Source organism: Streptomyces sp. NPDC003042 (assembly GCF_053591315.1).
Window position 1 is genome coordinate 23993 of record NZ_JBSFTP010000061.1, and the last position, 21271, is coordinate 45263.

Here is a 21271-nt window from a genome sequence, read left to right on the forward strand (position 1 = left end):
AGCAACGCCCTGAGGGGGAGACGTACAAGCATGGCTGCCAACGCCATCGACCAGACCCGCCGGATGCTGTCCCTGGTGACGTACCTGCGCGAGCGCCCCGGGGCGCACGTCGCCGACGTCGCGCGCGCCTTCGGCATCACCGAGGACGAGCTGATCTCGGACCTCGACGTGCTGCCCATGTGCGGGACCAGCTTCCGGGGCGGGGACCTGCTCGACATCGACACCGACGGGGAGCGCATCTGGTGGCGCAACCCCGACGCCTCGGGGGAGTCCACCGCCGAGCCGCTGCGGCTCGCCGCCGACGAGGCGACCGCGCTGCTGGTCGCAGCCCGGGCGGTGGCGACGCTGCCGGGCCTGCGCGAGAGCGACCGGGACGCGCTGCTGCGGGCCACCGCCAAGCTGGAGGCGGCCGCCGGCGAGGTCGCCGGGGCCAGCGCCCGGCTGTCGGTGACCTTCGAGTCCGAGGGCGGGGTCTTCGCGGACGTCGACCGGGCCATCGCCGAGCGGCGGCGGCTGTGGCTGCGCTACTACTCGCCCGCGCGGGACGAGCTGACCGAGCGCACCGTCGACCCGATCCGGCTCTTCGCGGTCGGGCACACGTACATGGAGGGGTGGTGCCACCTCTCGGAGGCCAGGCGCACCTTCCGCCTGGACCGGGTCGCCGAGATCAGGATCCTCGACGAGCGGGCCGACCCGCCCGCGATCGAGCCCCGCGACCTGTCCGAGGGGCTGGTCCAGCCGGCCGCCGAGGACCCCGAGGTGGTCGTCGAGGTCGGCCCCGGCGGACGCTGGGTCGCCGAGTACTACCCGCACGACAGCGCCGAGGAGCTGCCTGGAGGGGGCCTGCGGATCACCCTGCGCAGCCCCGACCCGGCTTCCCTGCGCCGCCTCGCGCTGCGCCTGGGCCGGGACGGGCGGATCGTGTCGCCGCCGGAGCTGGCCGACAGCGCGCGCAAGGCCGCCGCGGAGGCGCTCGCGGGGTACGGGGAAGAGCGTTAGGGAAGAACTGGGGAAGAGGGCGGGGCGAGAGGGAGCGGGGGGCGATGTCGACATCATCTGGGTCCGTGCAGGGCAGGGTTTCCGGTGCGCCGGGGCCGGCGGCGGGCGCCGGCCCGGCGGGGCCGGTCACCTTCAAGGCCGCCTGTCCCGAGTGCCGGGCCCGCTTCGAGCTTCCGGCGGCCGCGCTGCGGCTGGCCATCGGTGGCAGCCGGCGGACCACGTTCTACTCGTTCACCTGTCCCGAGTGCGCGGCCTCGGTCCGCAAACCGGCCGGTGAGCGCATCGTGGAGCTGCTGACCGGTGGTGGCGTGAGCACTCTGCGCAGCATCTGAGCCAGGCGTTAGGCTCCTCCCATGCTGTGGCCGATGCTCGCAATTGCCCTGGGCTTCCTCGGGGTCGCCGTCCTCTCCGTCCTGGCCGTACGGGTCTTCGTCGAGGTGCGGCGGCTGTCCGGCCAGGTGGCCGAGGCCAGCCGCCGCATCACCGAGGCCTCGGGCGACCTGGAGCGGGCCGCCACCGACCTGGCCCGGGCGGGCCGCGCCGCCCGTCCGTAGGCGCCCTTCAGGCCCCTCGTGTGTCGGCGGCCGCACGCCCATGGAAAAGGCGGCGGCGGACCCGTACCGTCTAAGCCGCACGGATACGTGGAGACCCCGGGGGATTGCCGGGCGTTAACCATCGGGGGTTACGATCCATGTGAGAGCGGGACCGGATCTTCGTCCGGAGCCGCCAGGCCACCACAACCAGCCGCTCCGGTGAGAAGGAAGACACACATGATCGGCAATCTGAAGCCCCTTGAGATCCTTCTGATCATCGCTGTCATCGTGCTGCTGTTCGGCGCCAAGAAGCTTCCCGAGATGGCCCGTTCCCTCGGCAAGTCGGCCCGCATCCTCAAGAGCGAGGCCAAGGCCATGAAGAAGGAAGGCGAGTCCGACGACGCCGCTGCGGCGGCCACCGCCGCTCCGGCCGCCGACCATGCCGCGCAGCAGCCCGTCGTCGCCCCGCGCACCATCCAGGCCGCGCCCGGTGACGTCACCAGCGCCCGGCCCGTCAGCGAGCCGAACCGCACCGCCCAGGGCTGACACCCGGTTCACACCGGACCGCCGGTCATCTGCAACGAGACAAGGGACGTGGGTTGCTCAAGTCTGCCCGCAAGCGGGGGAAACTAGACCAGCAGGCGAAGGACGCCGAAGGGCGGATGCCGCTCGTCGAGCACCTGCGCGAGCTGAGAAACCGTCTGCTGAAGTCGGTCGTGGCGATCCTCGTGATCACCGTCGTGGCGGCCTTCTTCTACAAGGACCTCATCGACTTCATGCTGAAGCCGATGCTGGACTCCGTCGGCTGTACCGACGGCGTGGTCTCGCAGCGCAACGGCCGCCCCTGCGCCGACATGACCGTCAACGGCCTCATCGCGCCGTTCTCGATCGCCCTGAAGGTCTCGCTCACCGCCGGTGTGGTGCTGTCCGCGCCGGTGTGGCTGTACCAGCTGTGGGCCTTCGCCGCCCCCGGCCTGCACAGCAACGAGAAGAAGTACGCGATGAGCTTCGTCGCGGTCGGTGCTCCGCTGTTCGGCGCGGGCGCGGTCCTCGCGTACAACGTCCTTCCGCAGAGCGCCACGATCCTGCTCGAATTCACGCCCGATCACGCGCGCAACCTGCTGCCGGTCGACGACTACCTCGACCTGGTCACGCGCATGGTCGTCGTCTTCGGCCTGGCCTTCGAACTGCCGCTCCTGCTGATCCTGCTCAACTTCACCGGCGTGCTGACCGGGAAGCGGCTGGCGAGCTGGTGGCGGGCGATGGTCCTCGGCATCACCCTCTTCGCCGCCTTCGCGACGCCCACCGGTGATCCGCTGACCATGCTGGCGCTGGCCAGCCCGATCGTCGCCCTCTACTTCATCGCGCTCGTCGTCTGCCTGCTCAACGACCGCAGGCGCCGGCGCAACGACCCCGACGCGGGTCTCGGCGACGACGAGGCCGCCCCGCTGGACCTGACCCCGCAGCCGGTCGGCGCGATGGAACCGGTCGCGGCCCCCTCCGCGCTGCCCGGACAGGACGACGGCGGGCGCCGGCGGATCAACGGATACGAAGACGCGACCTGAGCGTTTCCAGGATTTCGAGCGTTCCCGCCGCCTGAGCACTCCGCTTAAATGATCGCGACTGTTGTCGGAGGCGGCGGGTAGGCTCGAATCAAGATGACCGAAGAACTTTCACCCGCCGAGCGGTACGCCGCTGCCCGGATCCGCGCCGCCGAAGAGGCCACCTCGCTGGCCCCCTTCCGCGAGATGTACGAATTCGACCTGGACCCGTACCAGGTCGAAGCCTGCAAGGCACTGGAGGCGGGCAAGGGCGTCCTGGTGGCCGCCCCGACCGGCTCGGGCAAGACGATCGTCGGCGAGTTCGCCGTGCACCTCGCCCTCCAGCAGGGCCGCAAGTGCTTCTACACGACGCCGATCAAGGCCCTGTCGAACCAGAAGTACGCCGACCTGGTCAAGCGCTACGGCGCCGCCAAGGTGGGCCTGCTGACCGGCGACAACAGCGTCAACGGCGACGCGCCCGTGGTCGTGATGACCACCGAGGTGCTCCGCAACATGCTCTACGCGGGCTCCCAGGCGCTGCTCGGCCTCGGCTACGTGGTGATGGACGAGGTGCACTACCTCTCCGACCGCTTCCGGGGCGCCGTCTGGGAGGAAGTGATCATCCACCTCCCCGAGTCGGTGACCCTGGTCTCGCTGTCCGCCACCGTCTCCAACGCCGAGGAGTTCGGCGACTGGCTCGACACCGTGCGCGGCGACACCGAGGTGATCGTCTCCGAGGAGCGGCCCGTACCCCTGTGGCAGCACGTCATGGCCGGGCGCCGGATCTACGACCTCTTCGAGGAGGAGTCCGACCACGGAGGCCGCGGCTCCGCCCGCCGGGAGGTCAACCCCGACCTGCTGCGCATGGCGCGCGAGGAGAACAGCCGCACGTACACCCTGAACGACCGGCGGCGCGGCAGGACGGTCCGCGAGGCCGACCGCGAGCGGGAGCGCCGCTCCCGCGGCCGGGTGTGGACCCCCGCCCGCCCCGAGGTGATCGGACGGCTGGACAACGACAACCTGCTGCCGGCCATCAACTTCATCTTCAGCCGGGCCGGCTGCGAGGCCGCCGTCCAGCAGTGCCTGTACGCGGGCCTGCGGCTCAACGACGACACCGCGCGCCTCCAGGTCCGCGAGATCGCCGAGCAGCGCACCGCCTCCATCCCGGCCGAGGACCTGCACGTCCTGGGCTACTACGAGTGGCTCGAAGGCCTGGAGCGGGGCATCGCCGCGCACCACGCGGGCATGCTGCCCACCTTCAAGGAGGTCGTGGAGGAACTCTTCGTACGCGGCCTCGTGAAGGCCGTCTTCGCCACCGAGACCCTCGCGCTGGGCATCAACATGCCCGCGCGCACGGTCATCCTGGAGAAGCTGGTCAAGTGGAACGGCGAGCAGCACGCCGACATCACCCCCGGCGAGTACACGCAGCTCACCGGCCGGGCCGGGCGGCGCGGCATCGACGTCGAGGGCCACGCGGTGGTGCTGTGGCAGCGGGGCATGGACCCGGTGGCGCTCGCCGGGCTCGCGGGTACCCGTACGTATCCGCTGCGCTCCAGCTTCAAGCCCTCGTACAACATGGCCGTGAACCTGGTCAGCCAGTTCGGGCGGCACCGCTCGCGCGAGCTGCTGGAGACCTCCTTCGCGCAGTTCCAGGCGGACCGCTCGGTCGTCGGGATCTCCAAGCAGGTGCAGCGCAACGAAGAGGGCCTGGAGGGCTACCGGGAGGGCATGACCTGCCACCTCGGCGACTTCGAGGAGTACGCGCGGCTGCGCCGCCAGCTCAAGGACCGCGAGACCGACCTGGCCAAGCAGGGCGCGGCGCAGCGCCGGGCGCAGGCGGCCAGTTCGCTGGAGAAGCTCAAGCCGGGCGACGTCATCCACGTGCCGACCGGGAAGTTCGCCGGGCTGGCCCTGGTCCTGGACCCGGGCGTGCCGGCGGGCCGCTCCAACGGACACCGGGGCCACGAGTACACCGAGGGCCCGCGCCCGCTGGTGCTCACCGCCGAGCGGCAGGTCAAGCGGCTCGCCGCGATCGACTTCCCGGTGCCGGTGGAGGCCGTCGACCGGATGCGGATCCCCAAGACGTTCAACGCGCGCTCGCCGCAGTCCCGCAGGGACCTGGCGACCGCCCTGCGCAGCAGGGCCGGGCACCTCGTCCAGGAGCGGCACCGCCCCGGGCGGGCAGCGGCGGCCGACGACCGCGAGATCGCCCGGCTGCGCACCGAGCTGCGCGCGCACCCCTGCCACGGCTGCGACGAGCGCGAGGACCACGCGCGCTGGGCGGAGCGCTACTACCGGCTCAAGCGGGACACCCAGCAGCTGGAGCGGCGCATCGAAGGACGGACGAACACCATCGCCCGCACCTTCGACCGGATCCACGCGCTGCTCACCGAACTGGACTATCTGCGCGAGGACGAGGTCACCGTGCACGGCAAGCGGCTGGCCCGGCTCTACGGAGAGCTCGACCTGCTGGCCGCGGAGTGTCTGCGCGAGGGTGTCTGGGAGGGGCTGAACCCCGCCGAACTGGCCGCCTGTGTGTCGGCGTTGGTCTTCGAGGCCCGGCAGTCCGATGACGCGGTGGCGCCGAAGGTGCCGGGCGGAGCGGCCAAGGCGGCGATGGGAGAGATGGTCCGCATCTGGGGCCGGCTCGACGCGCTGGAGGAGGAGCACCGCATCAACCAGGCGGAGGGCGTGGGCCAGCGTGAGCCGGACCTCGGTTTCGCGTGGGCCGCGTACGAGTGGGCCTCCGGCAAGAGCCTGGACGAGGTGCTGCGCGAGGCGGAGATGCCGGCGGGTGACTTCGTGCGCTGGTGCAAGCAGGTCATCGACGTGCTGGGGCAGATCGCGGCGGCGGCGCCGGTGTCCTCCGCTCCGCCGTCCTCGGAGGGCGGCAGCACGGTGGCGCGCAATGCCCGGAAGGCCATGGACGCACTGCTTCGGGGTGTAGTGGCCTACAGCTCGGTCGGGTAGGCGCTTTTGGGGCTTCCTCCGAGACCCGGGATGGCCGGATCTCATCTCTTGCCATGATCGGTTCTGCGTGTCCTGTGCGACGATCGAAGTATGAGTGGGGGAACGGACGAAGGTCCGAGACGGGTCGGTCGGCCACGCGCCGATCAGCTGAGACCGCCGAGCGGCCGGCCGCCGCGCGAGGAACTCCTCTGCGCGGCGGCCGAGTTGTTCACGGTGCAGGGGTACGCGGCCACCACCACGCGGGCGGTGGCCGAACGGGCCGGAATGCGCCAGGCGACGATGTACCACTACTTCGGGGGCAAGGAGGAACTCCTCGCCGAACTGCTGGAGTCCACGGTCGCGCCTTCGCTGGCCGTGTCGCGACAACTGCTGGCCGAGACCGGCCGACCCGCCGCGGACCGGCTGTGGGAGCTGTGCCGTTCGGATGTGATGCTGCTGTGCGGGGGGCCGTACAACCTGGGCGCCCTGTACCTGCTGCCCGAGGTGCGGGGGCCGCGGTTCGGGCAGTTCCGGCGGATGCGGGAGGAACTGCGCGACAGCTACCGGTCGTTGCTCGACGCGACCTCCGTCGGCGCCGAACTGGCCGGGAACGAGGCCGGGCTGACCCTGCGCAACGATCTCGTCTTCGGGCTGATCGAGGGCGTCATGCTGATCCACCGCTCCGATCCGGCGCGCCCGGTGGCCGCCTTCGCGAACGCCGCGGCCGATGCGGCGCTGCGGATCGCGGGGGTCGCGGAGGTCGCCGACTAGGCCGCTTCCGGGCCCGCCTCCCAGCCGGGGCGGTCGTGCCAGGCCTGGAGGGTGAGGCCCGTCTCCAGGCGGTGGGTGAGGCCGGTGACCGGATCGGTGAAGGTCAGGGTCCTGGCCAGGAGCTGGAGCGGGCGGCGGTAGTCCGCCGGGTCCGCCGCCTCGGCGACGACCGGATAGACGGGATCACCGAGGATCGGCAGGCCCAGGCTGTTCATGTGCACCCGCAGCTGGTGGGTGCGGCCGGTGTGCGGGGTCAGCCGGTAGCGGCCCAGGCCGCCGCGGGTCTCGGTGAGCTCGACCAGGCTCTCGGCGTTGGGCTCGGCGCCGGGGTGCTCGACCGCCGCCATCACGCCGCGGATCTTCTCGATGTGGCTGCGGACCGTGCGGGGCAGCTCCAGCGCCGGGTCGTGCGGCGCGAGGGCCTCGTACTCCTTGTGGACCTGCCGCTTCTGGAAGAGCAGCTGGTAGGCACCGCGCTCCTGCGGGCGGATGCTGAACATCACCAGTCCGGCGGTCATCCGGTCCAGCCGGTGCGCCGGGCTGAGCGCGGGCAGGTCCAGCTCCCGGCGCAGGCGGGCCAGGGCGGTCTGCGTGACGTGGCTGCCGCGCGGGGTGGTCGCCAGGAAATGCGGCTTGTCCACGACGAGGAGGTGCTCGTCGCGGTACACGACGCGGATCGGGAAGGGGACCGGGGGCTCCGGCGGCATGTCCCGGTGGAACCACAGCCAGCCGCCCGGCTCGTACGGGTCCTCGGGACGCAGCACCCGACCGCCGGGGCCCAGTACCCGGCCGGTGGCGATCAGCCGGGCCATGGACTGCTCGCCGCGCGTACCGGCGTAGCGCTCGGTGAGGTAGTCGCCGAGCGCCCGCCACTTGCCGTCCGGGTCAGGGGGCAGCCGCAGCCGGACCGGGTCGATGCCGGCGAGCTGCGGGAGGGGCGAGGCGGGGACGTGGGATCTGCGGGTCATCAGGAACCAGGGTAGGCGGCTACGGCTCGGGTCATCGCCGGGTGAAGGTGCCCAGGTGGTTCTCGTCCAGGTACTCGACGCGGACCGTGTCGTCGGAGAAGGTCACCCCGGTGCGGCCCACGGCGTTCTCGCCGGTCGTCTCGAAGCTGAAGGTGTCGCCGTCGTAGTGGGTGAGGGGGAAGCGCAGGGGCTTGGGGCCCAGGCAGAGGGTCAGGCGGGTGTTGTCGCCGGTGCCGGTGTCGTCCACCGTCACGGTGAGCTTGCCGTAGTACGGGTTGTCGTACGTCCCGGTGTACGCGCTGGCGTCGCGGGCCGGTTGCGCGGTCGTGGGCGGGTGCGCGTAGTCGGTGGGGGAGCGGGCCTGGTCCTCCTGCTGGGCGTAGACCGAGGCCATCAGGCCGAGCCAGTCGGTCGTCGGCTTGCCGTGTTCGGCGGTGTCGAGAAGTCCAGGGCCATGGCGTCGGCGAGGCCGGTGGGGGCGGCGTTCGTCAGGACGACGATGCCGAGCTTCTCCAGGGGCAGCATGGTGACGTTGGTGTTGGCGCCGAGGTCGAAGGCTCCCGAGTGGCTCAGGCGCAGTCGGCCGGCGTCGTCGTAGGAGACGCCGGGCGCGGCCCCCCGCCCGTCGGCTCCGCCGGTGCCGGGGCCCGTGCGGGCCGGCTGTCGGGGCGCTGCCCCGGACCCGCGCCTCAAGCGGCGGCGGGCTGGGAGGTCGGCGACCACGTGCCCGTGCGGGTCGGTTGGCGGGGTGCTGCCCCTGGCCCGGGCCTCGTGCGTCGGAGGGCTGGAAGGCCCCGCCTCAGGCGGCGGCTGAGTGGAGGTCCTGTTCGGCTTCCACCGTGGCGTTCCAGTCGCGCTTGATCGCGCGCCAGCCCTCGTCCGTTTCGCCCTGGCGCCAGTAGCCCGAGATGGACAGGCGGTCGCGCGGGATGCCGCGGTCCAGGCGCAGGTGGCGGCGGAGTTCCTTCACGAAGCCGGCTTCGCCGTGGACGAAGGCGTGGACGTCCGCCGAGGGGAACTCCAAGGCGGTGATCGCCTCCACCAGGGCTGCGCCGACCGGGCGGTTGCCGCGGTGCAGCCAGACCGGGACGACGCCGTCCGGGGTGGAGAACCGCTGTTCGTCGGCGGGGCCGTCGATCTCGACGAAGGCGTGGACACGGGCGCCGGCCGGCATCCGCTCCATCGCGGCGGCGATCGCCGGGAGGGCGCTCTCGTCGCCCGCCAGGAGGTGCCATCCCGCCACGGGGTCGGGCGCGTAGGCGCCGCCCGGGCCGAGGAAGTGGACGAGTTCGCCCGGCTGGACGCGGGCCGCCCAGGGACCGGCGAGGCCCTCGTCGCCGTGGACGACGAAGTCCAGGGTCAGTTCCCGGCGGGCCGGGTCCCAGGCGCGGACCGTGTAGGCGCGCTGGCGCGGCCAGGCCTCGCGGTGGTGCGTCGAGCGGATCCGCTCCAGGTCCCAGGGCTCCGCGTACCGTACGCCGTCCGGCGCGAACAGGAGCTTCACGTAGTGGTCGGTGTACACGCCCGCGCCGAAACCGGCCAGCCCGTCACCGCCCAGCACGACCCGGACCATGTGCGGCGTGAGCCGCTCGGTGCGTACGACGACTGCGGTGCCGACCGTACGGGCGCGTCCTTCTGCCACGGTGTCTCCCCTGACTCCCCTGAAACTTAGGATTACCTAAGTTAGCATCTCAGGAGCGCAGCGCGCTGCTCAGGCGCGAGATCGCACCCCCCAGGCCCCAGCGATGGGCGAGCGCGTCCACCAGCTCGGGCTGGGCCGCCACTCGCGGCAGCGCCGGGTCGAAGGGGGGTAGCGGGACGTCGGAGGCCACCCGTACGACCTTGGGGGCCACCGCCAGATAGGGGCGGGATTCGTCGAGGCGCTTGCGCTGGGTGAGGGTCAGCTTCGACGTCCTGTCGTCGATCGCCGCCATGATCCCGGCGAGGTCCCCGTACGTGGCCAGCAGCTTGGCCGCGGTCTTCTCACCGATGCCCGGTACGCCCGGCAGGCCGTCGCTCGGGTCGCCGCGTAGCAGCGCCAGGTCCGCGTAGCCGGGGCCGTCGACCCCGTACTTCTCCCGCAGCCAGGCCTCGTCCGTCACCTGGAGCATGCCCACGCCCTTGAGGGGGTAGAGCACGCGGCGCTGCCGGGCGTCGTCCACCAGCTGGTAGAGGTCCCGGTCGCCGGTGACGATGTCCACCGGACCCTGCGCGCGGGCGGTGAGCGTGCCGATCACGTCGTCCGCCTCGTACCCGGCGACCCCGACCCGGGCGATGCCGAAGGCGTCGAGCGCCGCCTCGATGATCGGCACCTGAGGGGCGAGGGTGTCCGGGGTCTCCTCGATGTCGGGCGCGCCCTCGTTCTCCTGCGCGACGCGGTGCGCCTTGTAGGACGGGATCAGCGCCACCCTCCAGTGCGGCCTCCAGTCGGCGTCCATGCAGGCCACCAGATCGTCCGGGTGGTGGTCCTGGACCAGCCTGCCGATGAAGTCGAGCAGCCCGCGCACGGCGTTGACCGGGGTCCCGTCGGGCGCCTTCACGGAGTCCGGCACTCCGAAGTAGGCGCGGTAGTAGAGCGAGGCGGTGTCCAGCAGCATCAGGCGTCGTGTCGTCACGCCCCCGATGATGCCGCACCGTGACCGCGTGCTGTGGCGGGCCTCCGGCGGCCACGTAGGGTGACCGGATGCCACGGAAACCGACCAGGACGCGGGCTGCTTGGCTCCAGCGCGCGAACCGGAGGCGGTTGCTGCGTAAGGTGCTGTACAGCACACCGAAGTGTGACGGCGTACAGGGGAGGGCAGCCCCGAGATGAACGACAAGGACGACAAGCGCGGCCGGGACGACCGGGACGACAAGGAGAAGGAGAAGGACTCCAAGGAGCCCCTCCGGGTGGGCGTGGCCGTGCGCAAGCGGCGCCGCGCGCTCCACCTGACCCTCGCCGCGGTATCGGCGCGCAGCGGCCTGTCCGTCCCCTTCCTGAGCCAGATAGAGAACGAGCGGGCCCGGCCGAGCATGCGTTCCCTGGAGCGGGTCGCGGACGCGCTGGAGACCACGGCCGTCGACCTGCTGGCCGCCTCCGACACGGCGCGCACGGTGGACCTCGTACGCGCCGGTGACGACTCCGGGCTCACTCCGATGCCGGGCGTACGGCCCCTGGTACGCGGGCACCACCAGCTGCACGCGCTGGAATTCACCGGGGACCAGGACGCCGGACGCGAGTACCAGCACCGCAACGACGAACTGATGTACGTGGTCTCGGGCGCCTGCCAGGTGGAGGCGGAGGGGCGGGCGTACCGGCTGGAGAGCGGGGACGCGCTGTTCCTGTCCGGCGGCGTACGGCACCGCTGGCGGGCCATGACCGAGGACACCCGGCTGCTGGTCGTCGCGGTCGGCGAGCACATCGACGCCATCTCCGAGCCGCCGTCGCCGGGGCGCTGATCCGGTGCGGGTCGTCTCCCTCGTACCGTCGCTGACCGAGGCGGTGGCGGTGAGCGCGCCGGGGCTGCTGGTCGGAGCCACGGACTGGTGCACGCATCCGGCGGACCTCGGTGGCGCGGCGCGGATCGGGGGGACGAAGAACCCGGACGTACGGGCCGTCGTGGAGCTGCGCCCGGACCTGGTGATCGCCAATGAGGAGGAGAACCGGGCCGCCGACCTGGCGGCGCTGCGCGCGGCCGGGGTCGAGGTGCTGGTCACCGAGATCCGGGATCTGCCGCAGGCGCTGAGCGAGCTGGACCGGGTGCTGGTGGGGGCGCTGGGGCTGGAGCGGCCCGGGTGGCTGGCGGACGCGGAGGCCGCGTGGGCCGATCCGGCGCCGGCCGTCGGTCCGCTCACCGCCTTCGTGCCGGTGTGGCGGCGGCCCTGGATGGTGCTGGGGAGGGACACCTTCGCGGGGGACCTGCTGGCGCGGCTGGGGGTGCGCAACATCTACGCCGGGCACGCGGAGCGGTATCCGCGGGTGCCGGTGGCGGAACTCGCGGCGGGCGGCGCCGAGCTGGTGGTGCTCCCGGACGAGCCGTACCGCTTCACCGCCGAGGACGGGCCCGAGGCCTTCCCGGAGCTACCCGCCGCCCTGGTCAGCGGCCGCCATCTGACCTGGTACGGGCCCTCGTTGGCCGAGGCCCCGGCGGTCCTGGCGCGGGCCCTGCGGGCGGCCGGGCAGGTCAGCGGGGCGCGGCCAGGAGACGGCCGGTGAACAGGCCGCGCAGGGTGTGGCCGGCGGCGAGCAGCCAGGCGGTCAGCAGGCCCACGAAGAGGGCGGCGGCCAGCCAGGCGAAGGCGTCCAGACCGGTGTGGCGGGCCAGTCCGGCGGCGCCGGTGACGCAGGTCCCGACGGGGAAGGTCAGCGCCCACCAGGTCATGGCGAAGGGCATGCCCCTGCGCGCCGCCCGGACCAGCATTGCCGAGGCGAGCGCGAGCCACAGCAGGGCGAACCCCATGACGGGGACTCCGTAGACGACCGCGAAGGCGGTCAGGGCGTCCGCGTAGGGGGCGCCGATCGACCGGGGGGCCATGTCCGCGAGCTGGTTCACGGCGGTGGTGGACTGGCCGAGGGGGCCCAGTACGAGGAACAGGGCCGGGGTCAGCACGAGGGGCAGCGGGCCGTCGAAGACGAGCCGGCCGAAGATCAGCGGGAGCAGCAGCAGGGTGGCGAGCAGGCTGATGCCGAACATGGCGTAGCAGGCCAGCAGCATCGCCGCGCGGGGCTGGCCGGCGGGCAGGTGGGGTATGAGCAGCGGGCCCAGGGCGGCGGAGACCATCGGGGCGACCACGGGCAGCAGCCAGACGGGCGTGGCCTGCGCGGCCTCGACCTTGTGGCGGACCACCATCAGGTAGGGCACGACCACCGCCATGGCCAGGCCGATCGCGGTGCCGGCGGTGAACAGCACGGCGTCGCCGATGACGGCCGCGCGCTCCCCGACGAGGTCCTTGCCGACGAGCAGGGTGCCGCCGCCGACGGCCAGCAGCGCCATCGACAGGCACCCGTAGAAGGGGGCGACGGCGGGGTCGAGGAGGTGGGCGCGGGCCTGGTCGCGGTGGTGGAGCCAGTGTCCGGCGCGGGCGGTGAGCAGGACGGCGAGCAGGGTGGCGGACAGGGCCCAGAAGAGCTGGCAGGCGACGCGCTGGCCGGGGAGCTGGTACGGGAGGGTCGCGCCGGCGTTGGCGATGATCGCCGTGCCCATCACGGCGGCGTACCAGTTGGGGCCGAGGTGGCGCAGCGCGGGGACCTTGTGGGTCCGCGGCGCGACTGCGGTGCTCTCGGCGGGGAGGGGGCGCACGAGGGTGGTGACCATGGGTCCAGCGTCGCGCCGGGTGGGAGAGGGCGGCAGGGGCCACTGTCCTATGAGGTCATAAACTGACGTTATGGCTAACGAGGAGTGGGTACCGCTGGCGCACCGCGTGCCCGATCTGGGCGCGCTGGAGCTGCTGCTCGCGGTCGCACGGGTCGGCAGCCTCAGCGGCGCGGCCCGGCGGCTGGGCATCACGCAGCCCGCGGCGAGCAGCCGGATCCGGGCGATGGAGACGAGGCTGGGCGTGGCACTGGTGGACCGTTCGCCGCGCGGGTCGACGCTGACGGCGGAAGGGGCCCTGGTCACGGACTGGGCCCGGCGGGTGGTGGAGGCGGCCGAGGCCTTCGACGCGGGCGCGCAGGCGCTACGGGGCCGCCGCGATTCGCGACTGCGGGTGGCGGCCAGTATGACCATCGCCGAGTACCTGCTGCCCGGGTGGCTGATCGCGCTGCGGGGGGAGCGGCCGGATACGGCGGTGTCGCTGCACGCCGGGAACTCGGCGGTGGTCGCACAGCGGGTCCTGACCCATGAGGCGGACCTCGGCTTCGTGGAGGGGCTCTCCGTACCGGAGGGGCTGGACTCGGCCGTCATCGCCGAGGACCGCCTGGTGGTGGCCGTGGCGCCGTCGCACCGGTGGGCCCGACGGACCCGCGCGGTGGCGGCGGCGGAGCTGGCCGAGACCCCGTTGATCCTGCGCGAGCGGGGGTCGGGGACGCGGCAGGTGCTCGACGCGGCGCTGGCGGGGTACGGGGGGCTGGCCGAGCCGCTGCTGGAGCTGGCGTCGACGACGGCCGTGAAAGCGGCGGCGGTGAGCGGGGCCGGGCCGTGCGTGCTGTCGGAGCTGGCGCTGGGCGACGAGCTCGCGGGACGGCGGCTGGTGACGGTTCCCGTCGCCGGCGCCGAACTGGGCCGGGAGCTGCGGGCGGTATGGCCCACCGGCTCCCGCCCGGCGGGCCCGGCCCGCGACCTCCTGTCCCTGACCCGCGCCCGCCCGTAGCCGGGGTGCCGGCGCCGGGGGCGGTGTCGCCGTGCCGACAGGGGGTCCGGGGCCGGCCCCGGTTTCGGGAAGGGGCAGGGTGGTGGACAGGCCCCGCGCAGCGACACCGGGCACGGGAACCTGCGCCCTGACGCGCACCCGCGCAGTGGCGCCCAGGCGCCCGGCCGGACGGGCTCCGGTCGGGCGGGGAGGGCGTCCCGTGCAGCGGCACCGGGGCGCCGGGTCCGAGGGGGCCCTTCGTCAGACGGCGCGGGCGGCCGAGAGGGCCGGGACCGCCGCGCGATCACCGGCGGCTTCGATCAGCGCCGCCATCACCCGGGTGTCCTTGTCGCGTTCCGGGTGCCACTGGACGCCCACGACCCAGCGGTCCGGGTCGGGGACCTCGATCGCCTCCACCGTGCCGTCGAGGGCGTACGCGGAGACGACCAGGTCCCGGCCCAGGCGTTCCACCGCCTGGTGGTGGTACGTCGGAACCTCCGCCTCCTCCGGGACCAGCGCCGCGTACCGGGTGCCCGGGACCGGGCGTACGGGATGCCAGGAGGTGAGGGCCGGGGTGTCCGCGTGGCCGTCGATGTGCTGGATCAGGGTGCCGCCCAGGGCGACGTTCAGCGCCTGCATGCCCCGGCAGATGCCCAGCAGCGGCAGCCCGGTTTCCAGGGCCGCACCGATCAGGGCCAGTTCCCATGCGTCGCGGACCGTCGCCGGGGCGCCGGTGCGCGGGTCGCGCGGGGCTCCGTAGTGGACCGGGTCCACGTCGGGTCCGCCCGCCACGATCAGGCCGTCCAGCCGCTTCAGCACCTCCGCCGCCCGCACCGGTTCGTCCGGCGGCAGCAGCACGGCCGCACCGCCCGCCGCCTGGACGAGTTCGTAGTAGCCGGTGGGGACGAGGGCGGTGGGCAGGTCCCACACGCCGTAGCGGGTGGATTCCTCCACGTAGGTGCTGATGCCGATGAGCGGCCTGGGCACGGGCTTACCTCCGGAGTGGTGCGGGGCACGGTGACGAGGGGCTGGTGATGAGGGGCTGGTGACGACGGGGCTCAGGATTTCAGTCGCGGGTCAACTCCGCCTCGGCTTCCGCCAGCGCGGCGAACTCCTCTTCCGGCGCCGAGGCCACCAAGTGGTGCCGACTGTAGATCGCGAAGTAGGCGAGGGCGACGCCGTACACGGCGAGTGCGATGAATGCCGCGTCCCTGTCCACCAGGAAGGTGGCGACCAGGGCCGACAGGGCGAGGACGAAGGCGACGGACGAGGTCAGGACGCCGCCGGGGGTGCGGTACGGGCGCTCCAGGCCGGGCTCGCGGCGGCGCAGGACGATGTGTGAGAGGGCCATCAGCGCGTAGGAGATGGTGGCGCCGAACACCGCGATGTTGAGCATGCGGGCGCCGTTGCCGGTGGCCGCCGCGAGGGCGAAACCGATCGCACCGGGAATCACCAGACCGAGGTACGGGGCCTTGCGCCGCGAGGTGAGCGACAGGAACCGCGGGAGGTAGCCGGCCCGGGAGAGCGCGAACAGTTGGCGGGAGCCCGCGTAGATGAGGGAGAAGAAGGACGCGACCAGTCCCGCGAGTCCCGCGTAGTTGACGAAGCGGCTGAGCGCGGTCGGCCCGCCGTCCCCCTCCAGCGCGACGACCAGGGGGTTCCCGGCGGACTTCACGGCGTCGGAGCCCTGCGCGCCGGTGGCCGCGAGGAAGGTGATCAGGGCGAGCAGGACGAGGATGCCCATGGAGATGGAGAGCGCCTTGGGCATGGAGCGGACCGGGTCCTTGGCCTCTTCGGCGGCCAGCGGCACGCCTTCGACGCCGAGGAAGAACCACATCCCGAAGGGGAAGGCCGCCCAGATGCCGAGGACGCCGTACGGCAGCCAGGAGCTGGAGCCGAACGCGGTGGTGTCGACGGCGATGTCGTCGAGCGAGGCCGCGTCGAACTCGGTGAAGGCGCCGACGGCGAAGATCAGCAGCGCGGCCACGGCGATGGCGGTGACGACGAGGCTGAAGCGCAGGGCCTCGCCCACGCCCCACAGGTGGACGCCGATGAAGACGACGAAGCAGCCGAGGTAGACCGGCCAGCTGGAGGTGAGACCGAAGAGGCCGAGGGATTCGACGTAGTCGCCGATGAAGATGACGATCGCCGCCGGGGCCAGGATGTACTCGATGAGGATGGCCGTGCCGGTCAGGAAGCCGCCCCAGGGGCCCAGCGCCCGGCGGGCGAAGCCGTAGCCGCCGCCCGCGGTCGGCAGGATGGTCGACAGCTCGGCGAGGGAGAACACCAGGCAGGCGTACATCGCGCCCATCAGGACGGTGGCGATGGCGAGGCCGCCGAAGCCGCCCTTGTCCAGGCCGATGTTCCAGCCGGAGAAGTCCCCGGAGACCACGTAGGCGACGCCGAGTCCGGTCAGCAGGAGCCAGCCGGCGCTGCCGCGGCGCAGGGTGCGGCGCTTGAGGTACTCCGCGTCCGCGCCGCCGGGGGAACCGGACCCGGGCGGTGCGGACGTGGGCACGGGTGCGAGGTCGTCGGCCATGTGCGCTCCAGGCTAGGGCAATGGTTGTGAGGCGTACCTTTGCGTCAGGGGAGTGGAGCGCGCAAGACCCGTGCGTTAAACAGCGGTTACGAAAACCTCCTCGGCCCCTCCGGACTGACCGGCCGCCGCCCTCACCGCCGCCCCAGCGCCCTGCCCCGGCACCATGCCCACTGCCCCGCCGCTCATGTCAGGAATCCGCGCAGCAGGGCGGCCGTGCCGCAGCAGTGCTCGCGCATCGTCGCGCGCGCCCCCTCGGCGTCGCGTTCCAGGACCGCCTCCACCAGCGCCGTGTGCTGCTGCTGGGAATGCTCCAGGTTGCGCACCAGCAGCGGGATGCAGTCCAGCAGGTCGTTCACGGTGGCGCGGACGGCCGCGTACTGGGCCGTCAGCGTGGCGGATCCGGCGAGTTCGCACAGGGTGAGGTGGAAGAGGGTGTCCTGGCGGCGGTAGTCGCTGAGCGGGGCGTCGTGGGTGGCGCCCAGCGCGCCGAGCAGCCGCTCGGAGTCCTCCTCCGTCAGCCCCTGGGAGGCGCACAGCCCGGCCGCGCCCACCTCCAGGACCTCGCGGAAGCGCAGCGCGTCCTCGATGTCGACGCCCGCGACCCGCCGCCGCAGCTCCTCCTCGGCTCCGCCGGCCGGGGTGTCCGGGCGGGCCAGCACAAACGTTCCTCCGTACCGGCCGCGCCGGGCCTCCACGAGGCCCTGGTCCTGCAGTACCTTCAGCACCTCGCGCAGGGTGACCCGGCTGATCCCCATCCGCTCCGCCAACTCGCGCTCCGGTGGGAGCCGTTCCCCGGCCGGCACCAGACCCAGCCGGACCACCTGGAGGATCTGCTCCAGCGCCTCCTCGAAACCGTTGCCCGCCCGCACCTGCCGCAGCACGGGATTCAGCCGCGCGATCGCGCCACCCTCGCTCGCCGTGTCGGTCATCTTCGGCTCCTCCCCTTCCCAAGCAATGGTTCTATTCAATACCTTAGGCCCACTCGGCTCACCGAAGGAGAGATTCCAGTGGTAGACCGCAAGCCGCCGCTCGCGCCCGGGGAGCTCCGCGCCCTCGTCGCCAGCGGCGAGATCGACACAGTCGTCCTGGCCTTCCCCGACATGCAAGGACGGCTCCAGGGCAAGCGGTTCGCCGCGCAGTTCTTCCTCGACGAGGTCCTCGCCCACGGCACCGAGGGCTGCAACTACCTCCTCGCCGTCGACACCGACATGAACACCGTCGACGGATACGAGATGTCCTCCTGGGACCGGGGCTACGGCGACTTCGCCATGCACCCCGACCTCGCCACCCTGCGCCGCATCCCCTGGAACCCCGGCAGCGCCTTCGTCCTCGCCGACCTCGCCTGGAACGACGGCTCGCCCGTCGTCGCCGCACCGCGGCAGATCCTGCGCCGGCAGCTGGAACGCCTCGCCGAGCACGGGTACACCGCGATGGTGGGCACCGAGCTGGAGTTCATGGTCTTCCAGGACACCTACGAGCAGGCCTGGAACGCCGACTACCGCGGCCTGACCCCCGTCAACCAGTACAACATCGACTACTCCGTGCTCGGCACGGGCCGCGTCGAACCCCTGCTGCGCCGCATCCGCAACGAGATGCAGGCCGCCGGCCTGGTCGTCGAGTCCGCCAAGGGCGAGTGCAATCTCGGTCAGCACGAGATCGTCTTCCGCTACGACGAGGCGCTCACCACCTGCGACCAGCACGCGCTCTACAAGACGGGCGCCAAGGAGATCGCCGCGCAGGAGGGCGTCTCGCTCACCTTCATGGCCAAGTACGACGAGCGCGAGGGCAACTCCTGTCACATCCACCTCTCGCTCAACGATGCCGACGGACGCAACGCGATGGCCGGTGAGGGGTCGGACGGTGCCCCTTCACACGGTGACACGGCAATGTCACCGGTGATGCGGCACTTCCTGGCCGGACAGCTCGCCGCGCTGCGCGACTTCTCCCTTCTCTACGCCCCGAACATCAACTCGTACAAGCGTTTCCGCCCCGGATCCTTCGCCCCGACCGCGGTCGCCTGGGGCGTCGACAACCGCACCTGCGCCCTGCGCGTGGTCGGCCACGGCCGTTCCATGCGGTTCGAGAACCGCCTCCCCGGCGGAGACGTCAACCCCTACCTCGCCGTCGCGGGCCTGCTCGCGGCCGGTCTCTACGGCATCGAGCACCGCCTGGAACTGCCCGAGGCCTGCACGGGCAACGCCTACACCGGCGACTACGCGCACGTCCCCACCACCCTGCGCGAGGCCGCCGAGCTCTGGGAGAACAGCGAGATCGCCAAGGCCGCCTTCGGCCCCGAAGTGGTCGCCCACTACCGCAACATGGCGCGCGTCGAACTCAACGCCTACGACTCGGCCGTCACCGACTGGGAACTGCGCCGCTGCTTCGAACGCCTGTGATCCACCACCGACCGCACCGCACCGCACCGAACCGAAGTCTGTGAGGCACCACGTGTCCGATGTGCTGGCCCCATTCGATCTGAGAGTGCTGAATCCGGCCACCGAGGAAGTCGTCGCCACCGTCCCGGCCGCCACACGGGACGACGTCGACGCCGCCGTCGTACGAGCCACCGCGGCCCAGCGCGCCTGGGCGGCCGCGGCCCCGGCCGACCGGGCCAGACTGCTGCGCCGCTTCGCCGCGGTCGTCGACGGACACGTCGAGGAACTGGCCCGCGTCGAGGTCCGCGAGGCCGGCCACACCATCGGCAACGCCCGCTGGGAAGCCGGCAACGTACGCGACCTGCTCGACTTCGCCGCCGGGGGAGTCGAGCGGCTCTCCGGCCGCCAGATCCCGGTCGCGGGCGGGATCGACGTCACCTTCCTCGAACCCCTCGGCGTCATCGGCGTGATCGCCCCCTGGAACTTCCCCATGCCGATCGCCGCCTGGGGGCTGGCGCCCGCCCTCGCCGCGGGCAACGCCGTCATCCTCAAGCCCGCCGAGACCACCCCGCTCACCGCCCTGCGCCTCGCCGAACTCGCCCTCGAAGCCGGGATCCCCGAGCACCTCTTCCAGGTGCTCCCCGGCCACGGAGCGGTCACCGGGGACGCACTGGTCGAGCACCCCGGAGTCGCGAAGATCGTCTTCACCGGCTCCACCCGCGTCGGCAAGCAGATCATGTCCAAGTGCGCCGACCGGGTGAAGCGGGTCACCCTCGAACTGGGCGGCAAGAGCCCCAACATCGTCTTCGCGGACGCGGACCTGGAAGCCGCGGCGGCGGCGGCTCCGATGGCCTTCCTCGACAACACCGGCCAGGACTGCTGCGCCCGTACCCGGATCCTCGTACAGCGCTCCGTCTACGACCGGTTCCTGGAGCTGGTCGCCCCCGGCATCGAATCCGTCCGGGTCGGCGACCCGCTCGACGAGAAGACCCAGATGGGCCCGCTCATCTCGGCTCTGCAACGCGACCGCGTACGGTCGTATGTCACCGATGACCTTGCAATGATCCGCGGCACCGCCCCCGAAGGCCCCGGCTTCTGGTACCCGCCGACCCTCGTCACGGACGTTGCCCCCACGGCGCCCGTGGCCTGCGAAGAGGTCTTCGGCCCGGTCGCCGTCGTCCTGCCCTTCGAGGACGAGGAGGACGCCGTACGCCTGGCCAACGCGACCGAGTACGGCCTCTCCGGCTCCCTGTGGACCCGCGACATCGGCCGCGCGCTGCGCGTCTCGCGCGCCGTCGCCGCGGGCAACCTGTCCGTCAACTCCCACAGCAGCGTCCGCTACTGGACCCCGTTCGGCGGATACAAGCAGTCCGGACTCGGCCGCGAGCTCGGACCCGACGCCCTCACCGCTTTCACCGAGACCAAGAACGTCTTCATCAGCACGGAGGCCTGAACGCCATGACCGACCGCACCGAAGAGATCATCTGCCGCCGCCTGGTCGGCCGCACCGCCGTCATCACCGGAGCCGGCAGCGGCATCGGCCTGGCCACGGCCCGCCGCCTGGCCTCCGAAGGCGCCAACGTCGTCTGCGCCGACATCGACGCCGCCGCCGGAAAGGCCGCGGCCGACGAGGTCGGCGGCCTCTTCGTCCAGGTGGACGTCACCGACAAGGAACAGGTCGACGCCCTCTTCAAGACGGCCTACGACACCTACGGCTCGGTCGACATCGCCTTCAACAACGCGGGCATCTCCCCGCCCGACGACGACTCGATCCTCACCACCGAACTCGACGCCTGGCGCCGGGTCCAGGACGTCAACCTCACCTCCGTCTACCTCTGCTGCAAGGCCGCCCTGCCCTACATGAAGGCGCAGCGGCGCGGCTCCATCATCAACACCGCCTCCTTCGTCGCCATCATGGGCGCCGCCACCTCCCAGATCTCCTACACCGCCTCCAAGGGCGGCGTCCTCGCCATGACCCGCGAACTCGGCGTGCAGTTCGCCCGCGAGGGCATCCGCGTCAACGCCCTGTGCCCCGGACCGGTCAACACCCCGCTGCTCCAGGAGCTGTTCGCCAAGGATCCCGAGCGGGCGGCCCGGCGCCTGGTGCACATCCCGCTGGGCCGGTTCGCCGAGCCCACCGAGATCGCCGCCGCCGTGGCCTTCCTCGCCAGCGACGACTCCTCCTTCGTCAACGCCACCGACTTCCTCGTCGACGGCGGCATCGCGGGCGCGTACGTGACCCCGCTCTGGGAGCAGGAGGCGTAAGGGCGCCACCACCACGACAGCCGGGCGGGGGGGCGGGAGACAGCGCCCCCCCCACGGGAAAGAA

The 21271-nt window shown here is 72.3% G+C and carries 22 protein-coding genes; 13 read left to right on the forward strand and 9 right to left on the reverse strand.

Annotated elements, in window-relative coordinates; translation table 11 throughout:
- The first annotated feature begins 30 nt into the window (after positions 1-30).
- From ACWDYJ_RS26045 to ACWDYJ_RS26075, 7 genes are all read left to right on the forward strand, one after another.
- On the forward strand, positions 31-999 hold the full coding sequence (locus tag ACWDYJ_RS26045) for a helix-turn-helix transcriptional regulator (RefSeq protein ID WP_451568001.1): 969 nt from the start codon (positions 31-33) through the stop codon (positions 997-999).
- A 44-nt stretch (positions 1000-1043) separates the two neighbouring features.
- On the forward strand, positions 1044-1331 hold the full coding sequence (locus ACWDYJ_RS26050) for a hypothetical protein (protein ID WP_451568002.1): 288 nt from the start codon (positions 1044-1046) through the stop codon (positions 1329-1331).
- Between the two features lie 21 nt (positions 1332-1352).
- Positions 1353-1553 (forward strand): hypothetical protein, encoded by a 201-nt coding sequence (locus ACWDYJ_RS26055; RefSeq protein WP_451568003.1) that lies wholly within the window; start codon positions 1353-1355, stop codon positions 1551-1553.
- A gap of 216 nt (positions 1554-1769) precedes the next feature.
- Complete coding sequence (gene tatA, locus ACWDYJ_RS26060; RefSeq protein ID WP_451568004.1) at positions 1770-2078, forward strand: Sec-independent protein translocase subunit TatA; 309 nt, start codon at positions 1770-1772, stop codon at positions 2076-2078.
- Between the two features lie 53 nt (positions 2079-2131).
- A complete protein-coding gene (tatC, locus tag ACWDYJ_RS26065; RefSeq protein ID WP_451568005.1) occupies positions 2132-3097 on the forward strand; it encodes a twin-arginine translocase subunit TatC in 966 nt (321 codons plus the stop codon).
- A gap of 93 nt (positions 3098-3190) precedes the next feature.
- Complete coding sequence (locus ACWDYJ_RS26070) at positions 3191-6043, forward strand: DEAD/DEAH box helicase (RefSeq protein WP_451568006.1); 2853 nt, start codon at positions 3191-3193, stop codon at positions 6041-6043.
- 90 nt (positions 6044-6133) lie between these two features.
- Positions 6134-6793: a helix-turn-helix domain-containing protein gene (locus ACWDYJ_RS26075; RefSeq protein ID WP_451568007.1), complete on the forward strand. Its 660-nt coding sequence runs from the start codon at positions 6134-6136 to the stop codon at positions 6791-6793.
- Here the strand turns inward: ACWDYJ_RS26075 and ACWDYJ_RS26080 are convergent.
- The 5 genes from ACWDYJ_RS26080 to ACWDYJ_RS26100 form a co-directional block, all read right to left on the reverse strand.
- Positions 6790-7761 carry a pseudouridine synthase gene (locus ACWDYJ_RS26080; protein ID WP_451568008.1) on the reverse strand — a complete coding sequence of 324 codons (972 nt, stop codon included), beginning with the start codon at positions 7759-7761 and terminating at the stop codon, positions 6790-6792. The genes ACWDYJ_RS26075 and ACWDYJ_RS26080 overlap by 4 nt on opposite strands.
- Before the next feature lie 31 nt (positions 7762-7792).
- Positions 7793-8155: a DUF3471 domain-containing protein gene (locus ACWDYJ_RS26085; RefSeq protein WP_451568009.1), complete on the reverse strand. Its 363-nt coding sequence runs from the start codon at positions 8153-8155 to the stop codon at positions 7793-7795.
- Positions 8155-8454 (reverse strand): hypothetical protein, encoded by a 300-nt coding sequence (locus tag ACWDYJ_RS26090; RefSeq protein WP_451568010.1) that lies wholly within the window; start codon positions 8452-8454, stop codon positions 8155-8157. Before ACWDYJ_RS26090 ends, ACWDYJ_RS26085 begins: the two co-directional genes overlap by 1 nt.
- 106 nt (positions 8455-8560) lie before the next feature.
- Positions 8561-9403 carry a siderophore-interacting protein gene (locus tag ACWDYJ_RS26095; protein ID WP_451568011.1) on the reverse strand — a complete coding sequence of 281 codons (843 nt, stop codon included), beginning with the start codon at positions 9401-9403 and terminating at the stop codon, positions 8561-8563.
- Between the two features lie 49 nt (positions 9404-9452).
- Positions 9453-10358 (reverse strand): 5'-3' exonuclease, encoded by a 906-nt coding sequence (locus ACWDYJ_RS26100; RefSeq protein ID WP_451568024.1) that lies wholly within the window; start codon positions 10356-10358, stop codon positions 9453-9455.
- A 211-nt stretch (positions 10359-10569) separates the two neighbouring features.
- On the opposite strand from ACWDYJ_RS26100, the gene ACWDYJ_RS26105 reads away from it, so the two are divergent.
- Together ACWDYJ_RS26105 and ACWDYJ_RS26110 are read left to right on the forward strand one after the other, a co-directional pair.
- On the forward strand, positions 10570-11199 hold the full coding sequence (locus tag ACWDYJ_RS26105) for a helix-turn-helix domain-containing protein (RefSeq protein ID WP_451568012.1): 630 nt from the start codon (positions 10570-10572) through the stop codon (positions 11197-11199).
- A gap of 4 nt (positions 11200-11203) precedes the next feature.
- The gene (locus ACWDYJ_RS26110; protein WP_451568013.1) at positions 11204-11956 is read left to right on the forward strand and encodes a helical backbone metal receptor; all 753 of its coding nucleotides are present in this window, start codon (positions 11204-11206) and stop codon (positions 11954-11956) included.
- On the opposite strand, the gene ACWDYJ_RS26115 is transcribed toward ACWDYJ_RS26110, so the two are convergent.
- On the reverse strand, positions 11925-13055 hold the full coding sequence (locus tag ACWDYJ_RS26115; RefSeq protein WP_451568014.1) for a TDT family transporter: 1131 nt from the start codon (positions 13053-13055) through the stop codon (positions 11925-11927). The genes ACWDYJ_RS26110 and ACWDYJ_RS26115 overlap by 32 nt on opposite strands.
- A 70-nt stretch (positions 13056-13125) precedes the next feature.
- Here ACWDYJ_RS26115 and ACWDYJ_RS26120 point away from each other — a divergent pair, with 70 nt between their 5' ends.
- On the forward strand, positions 13126-14049 hold the full coding sequence (locus tag ACWDYJ_RS26120; protein ID WP_451568015.1) for a LysR family transcriptional regulator: 924 nt from the start codon (positions 13126-13128) through the stop codon (positions 14047-14049).
- A gap of 240 nt (positions 14050-14289) precedes the next feature.
- Here the strand turns inward: ACWDYJ_RS26120 and ACWDYJ_RS26125 are convergent, their stop codons facing one another.
- From ACWDYJ_RS26125 to ACWDYJ_RS26135, 3 genes are all read right to left on the reverse strand, one after another.
- The gene (locus ACWDYJ_RS26125) at positions 14290-15015 is read right to left on the reverse strand and encodes a gamma-glutamyl-gamma-aminobutyrate hydrolase family protein (RefSeq protein WP_451568016.1); all 726 of its coding nucleotides are present in this window, start codon (positions 15013-15015) and stop codon (positions 14290-14292) included.
- Between the two features lie 79 nt (positions 15016-15094).
- The gene (gene eat / locus ACWDYJ_RS26130; RefSeq protein ID WP_451568017.1) at positions 15095-16567 is read right to left on the reverse strand and encodes an ethanolamine permease; all 1473 of its coding nucleotides are present in this window, start codon (positions 16565-16567) and stop codon (positions 15095-15097) included.
- 182 nt (positions 16568-16749) lie between these two features.
- A complete protein-coding gene (locus ACWDYJ_RS26135) occupies positions 16750-17496 on the reverse strand; it encodes a FadR/GntR family transcriptional regulator (RefSeq protein ID WP_451568018.1) in 747 nt (248 codons plus the stop codon).
- 78 nt (positions 17497-17574) lie between these two features.
- On the opposite strand from ACWDYJ_RS26135, the gene ACWDYJ_RS26140 reads away from it, so the two are divergent.
- Genes ACWDYJ_RS26140 through ACWDYJ_RS26150 form a run of 3 tightly spaced genes read left to right on the forward strand, consistent with a single transcriptional unit; the run spans position 17575 to position 21207 of the window.
- On the forward strand, positions 17575-18963 hold the full coding sequence (locus ACWDYJ_RS26140; RefSeq protein WP_451568019.1) for a glutamine synthetase family protein: 1389 nt from the start codon (positions 17575-17577) through the stop codon (positions 18961-18963).
- A 40-nt stretch (positions 18964-19003) separates the two neighbouring features.
- Positions 19004-20395, forward strand: a complete 1392-nt coding sequence (locus tag ACWDYJ_RS26145) for an aldehyde dehydrogenase family protein (RefSeq protein WP_451568020.1) — start codon at positions 19004-19006, stop codon at positions 20393-20395.
- Between the two features lie 5 nt (positions 20396-20400).
- Positions 20401-21207, forward strand: a complete 807-nt coding sequence (locus ACWDYJ_RS26150) for a 3-oxoacyl-ACP reductase (protein ID WP_451568021.1) — start codon at positions 20401-20403, stop codon at positions 21205-21207.
- The last annotated feature ends 64 nt before the right edge of the window (positions 21208-21271 follow it).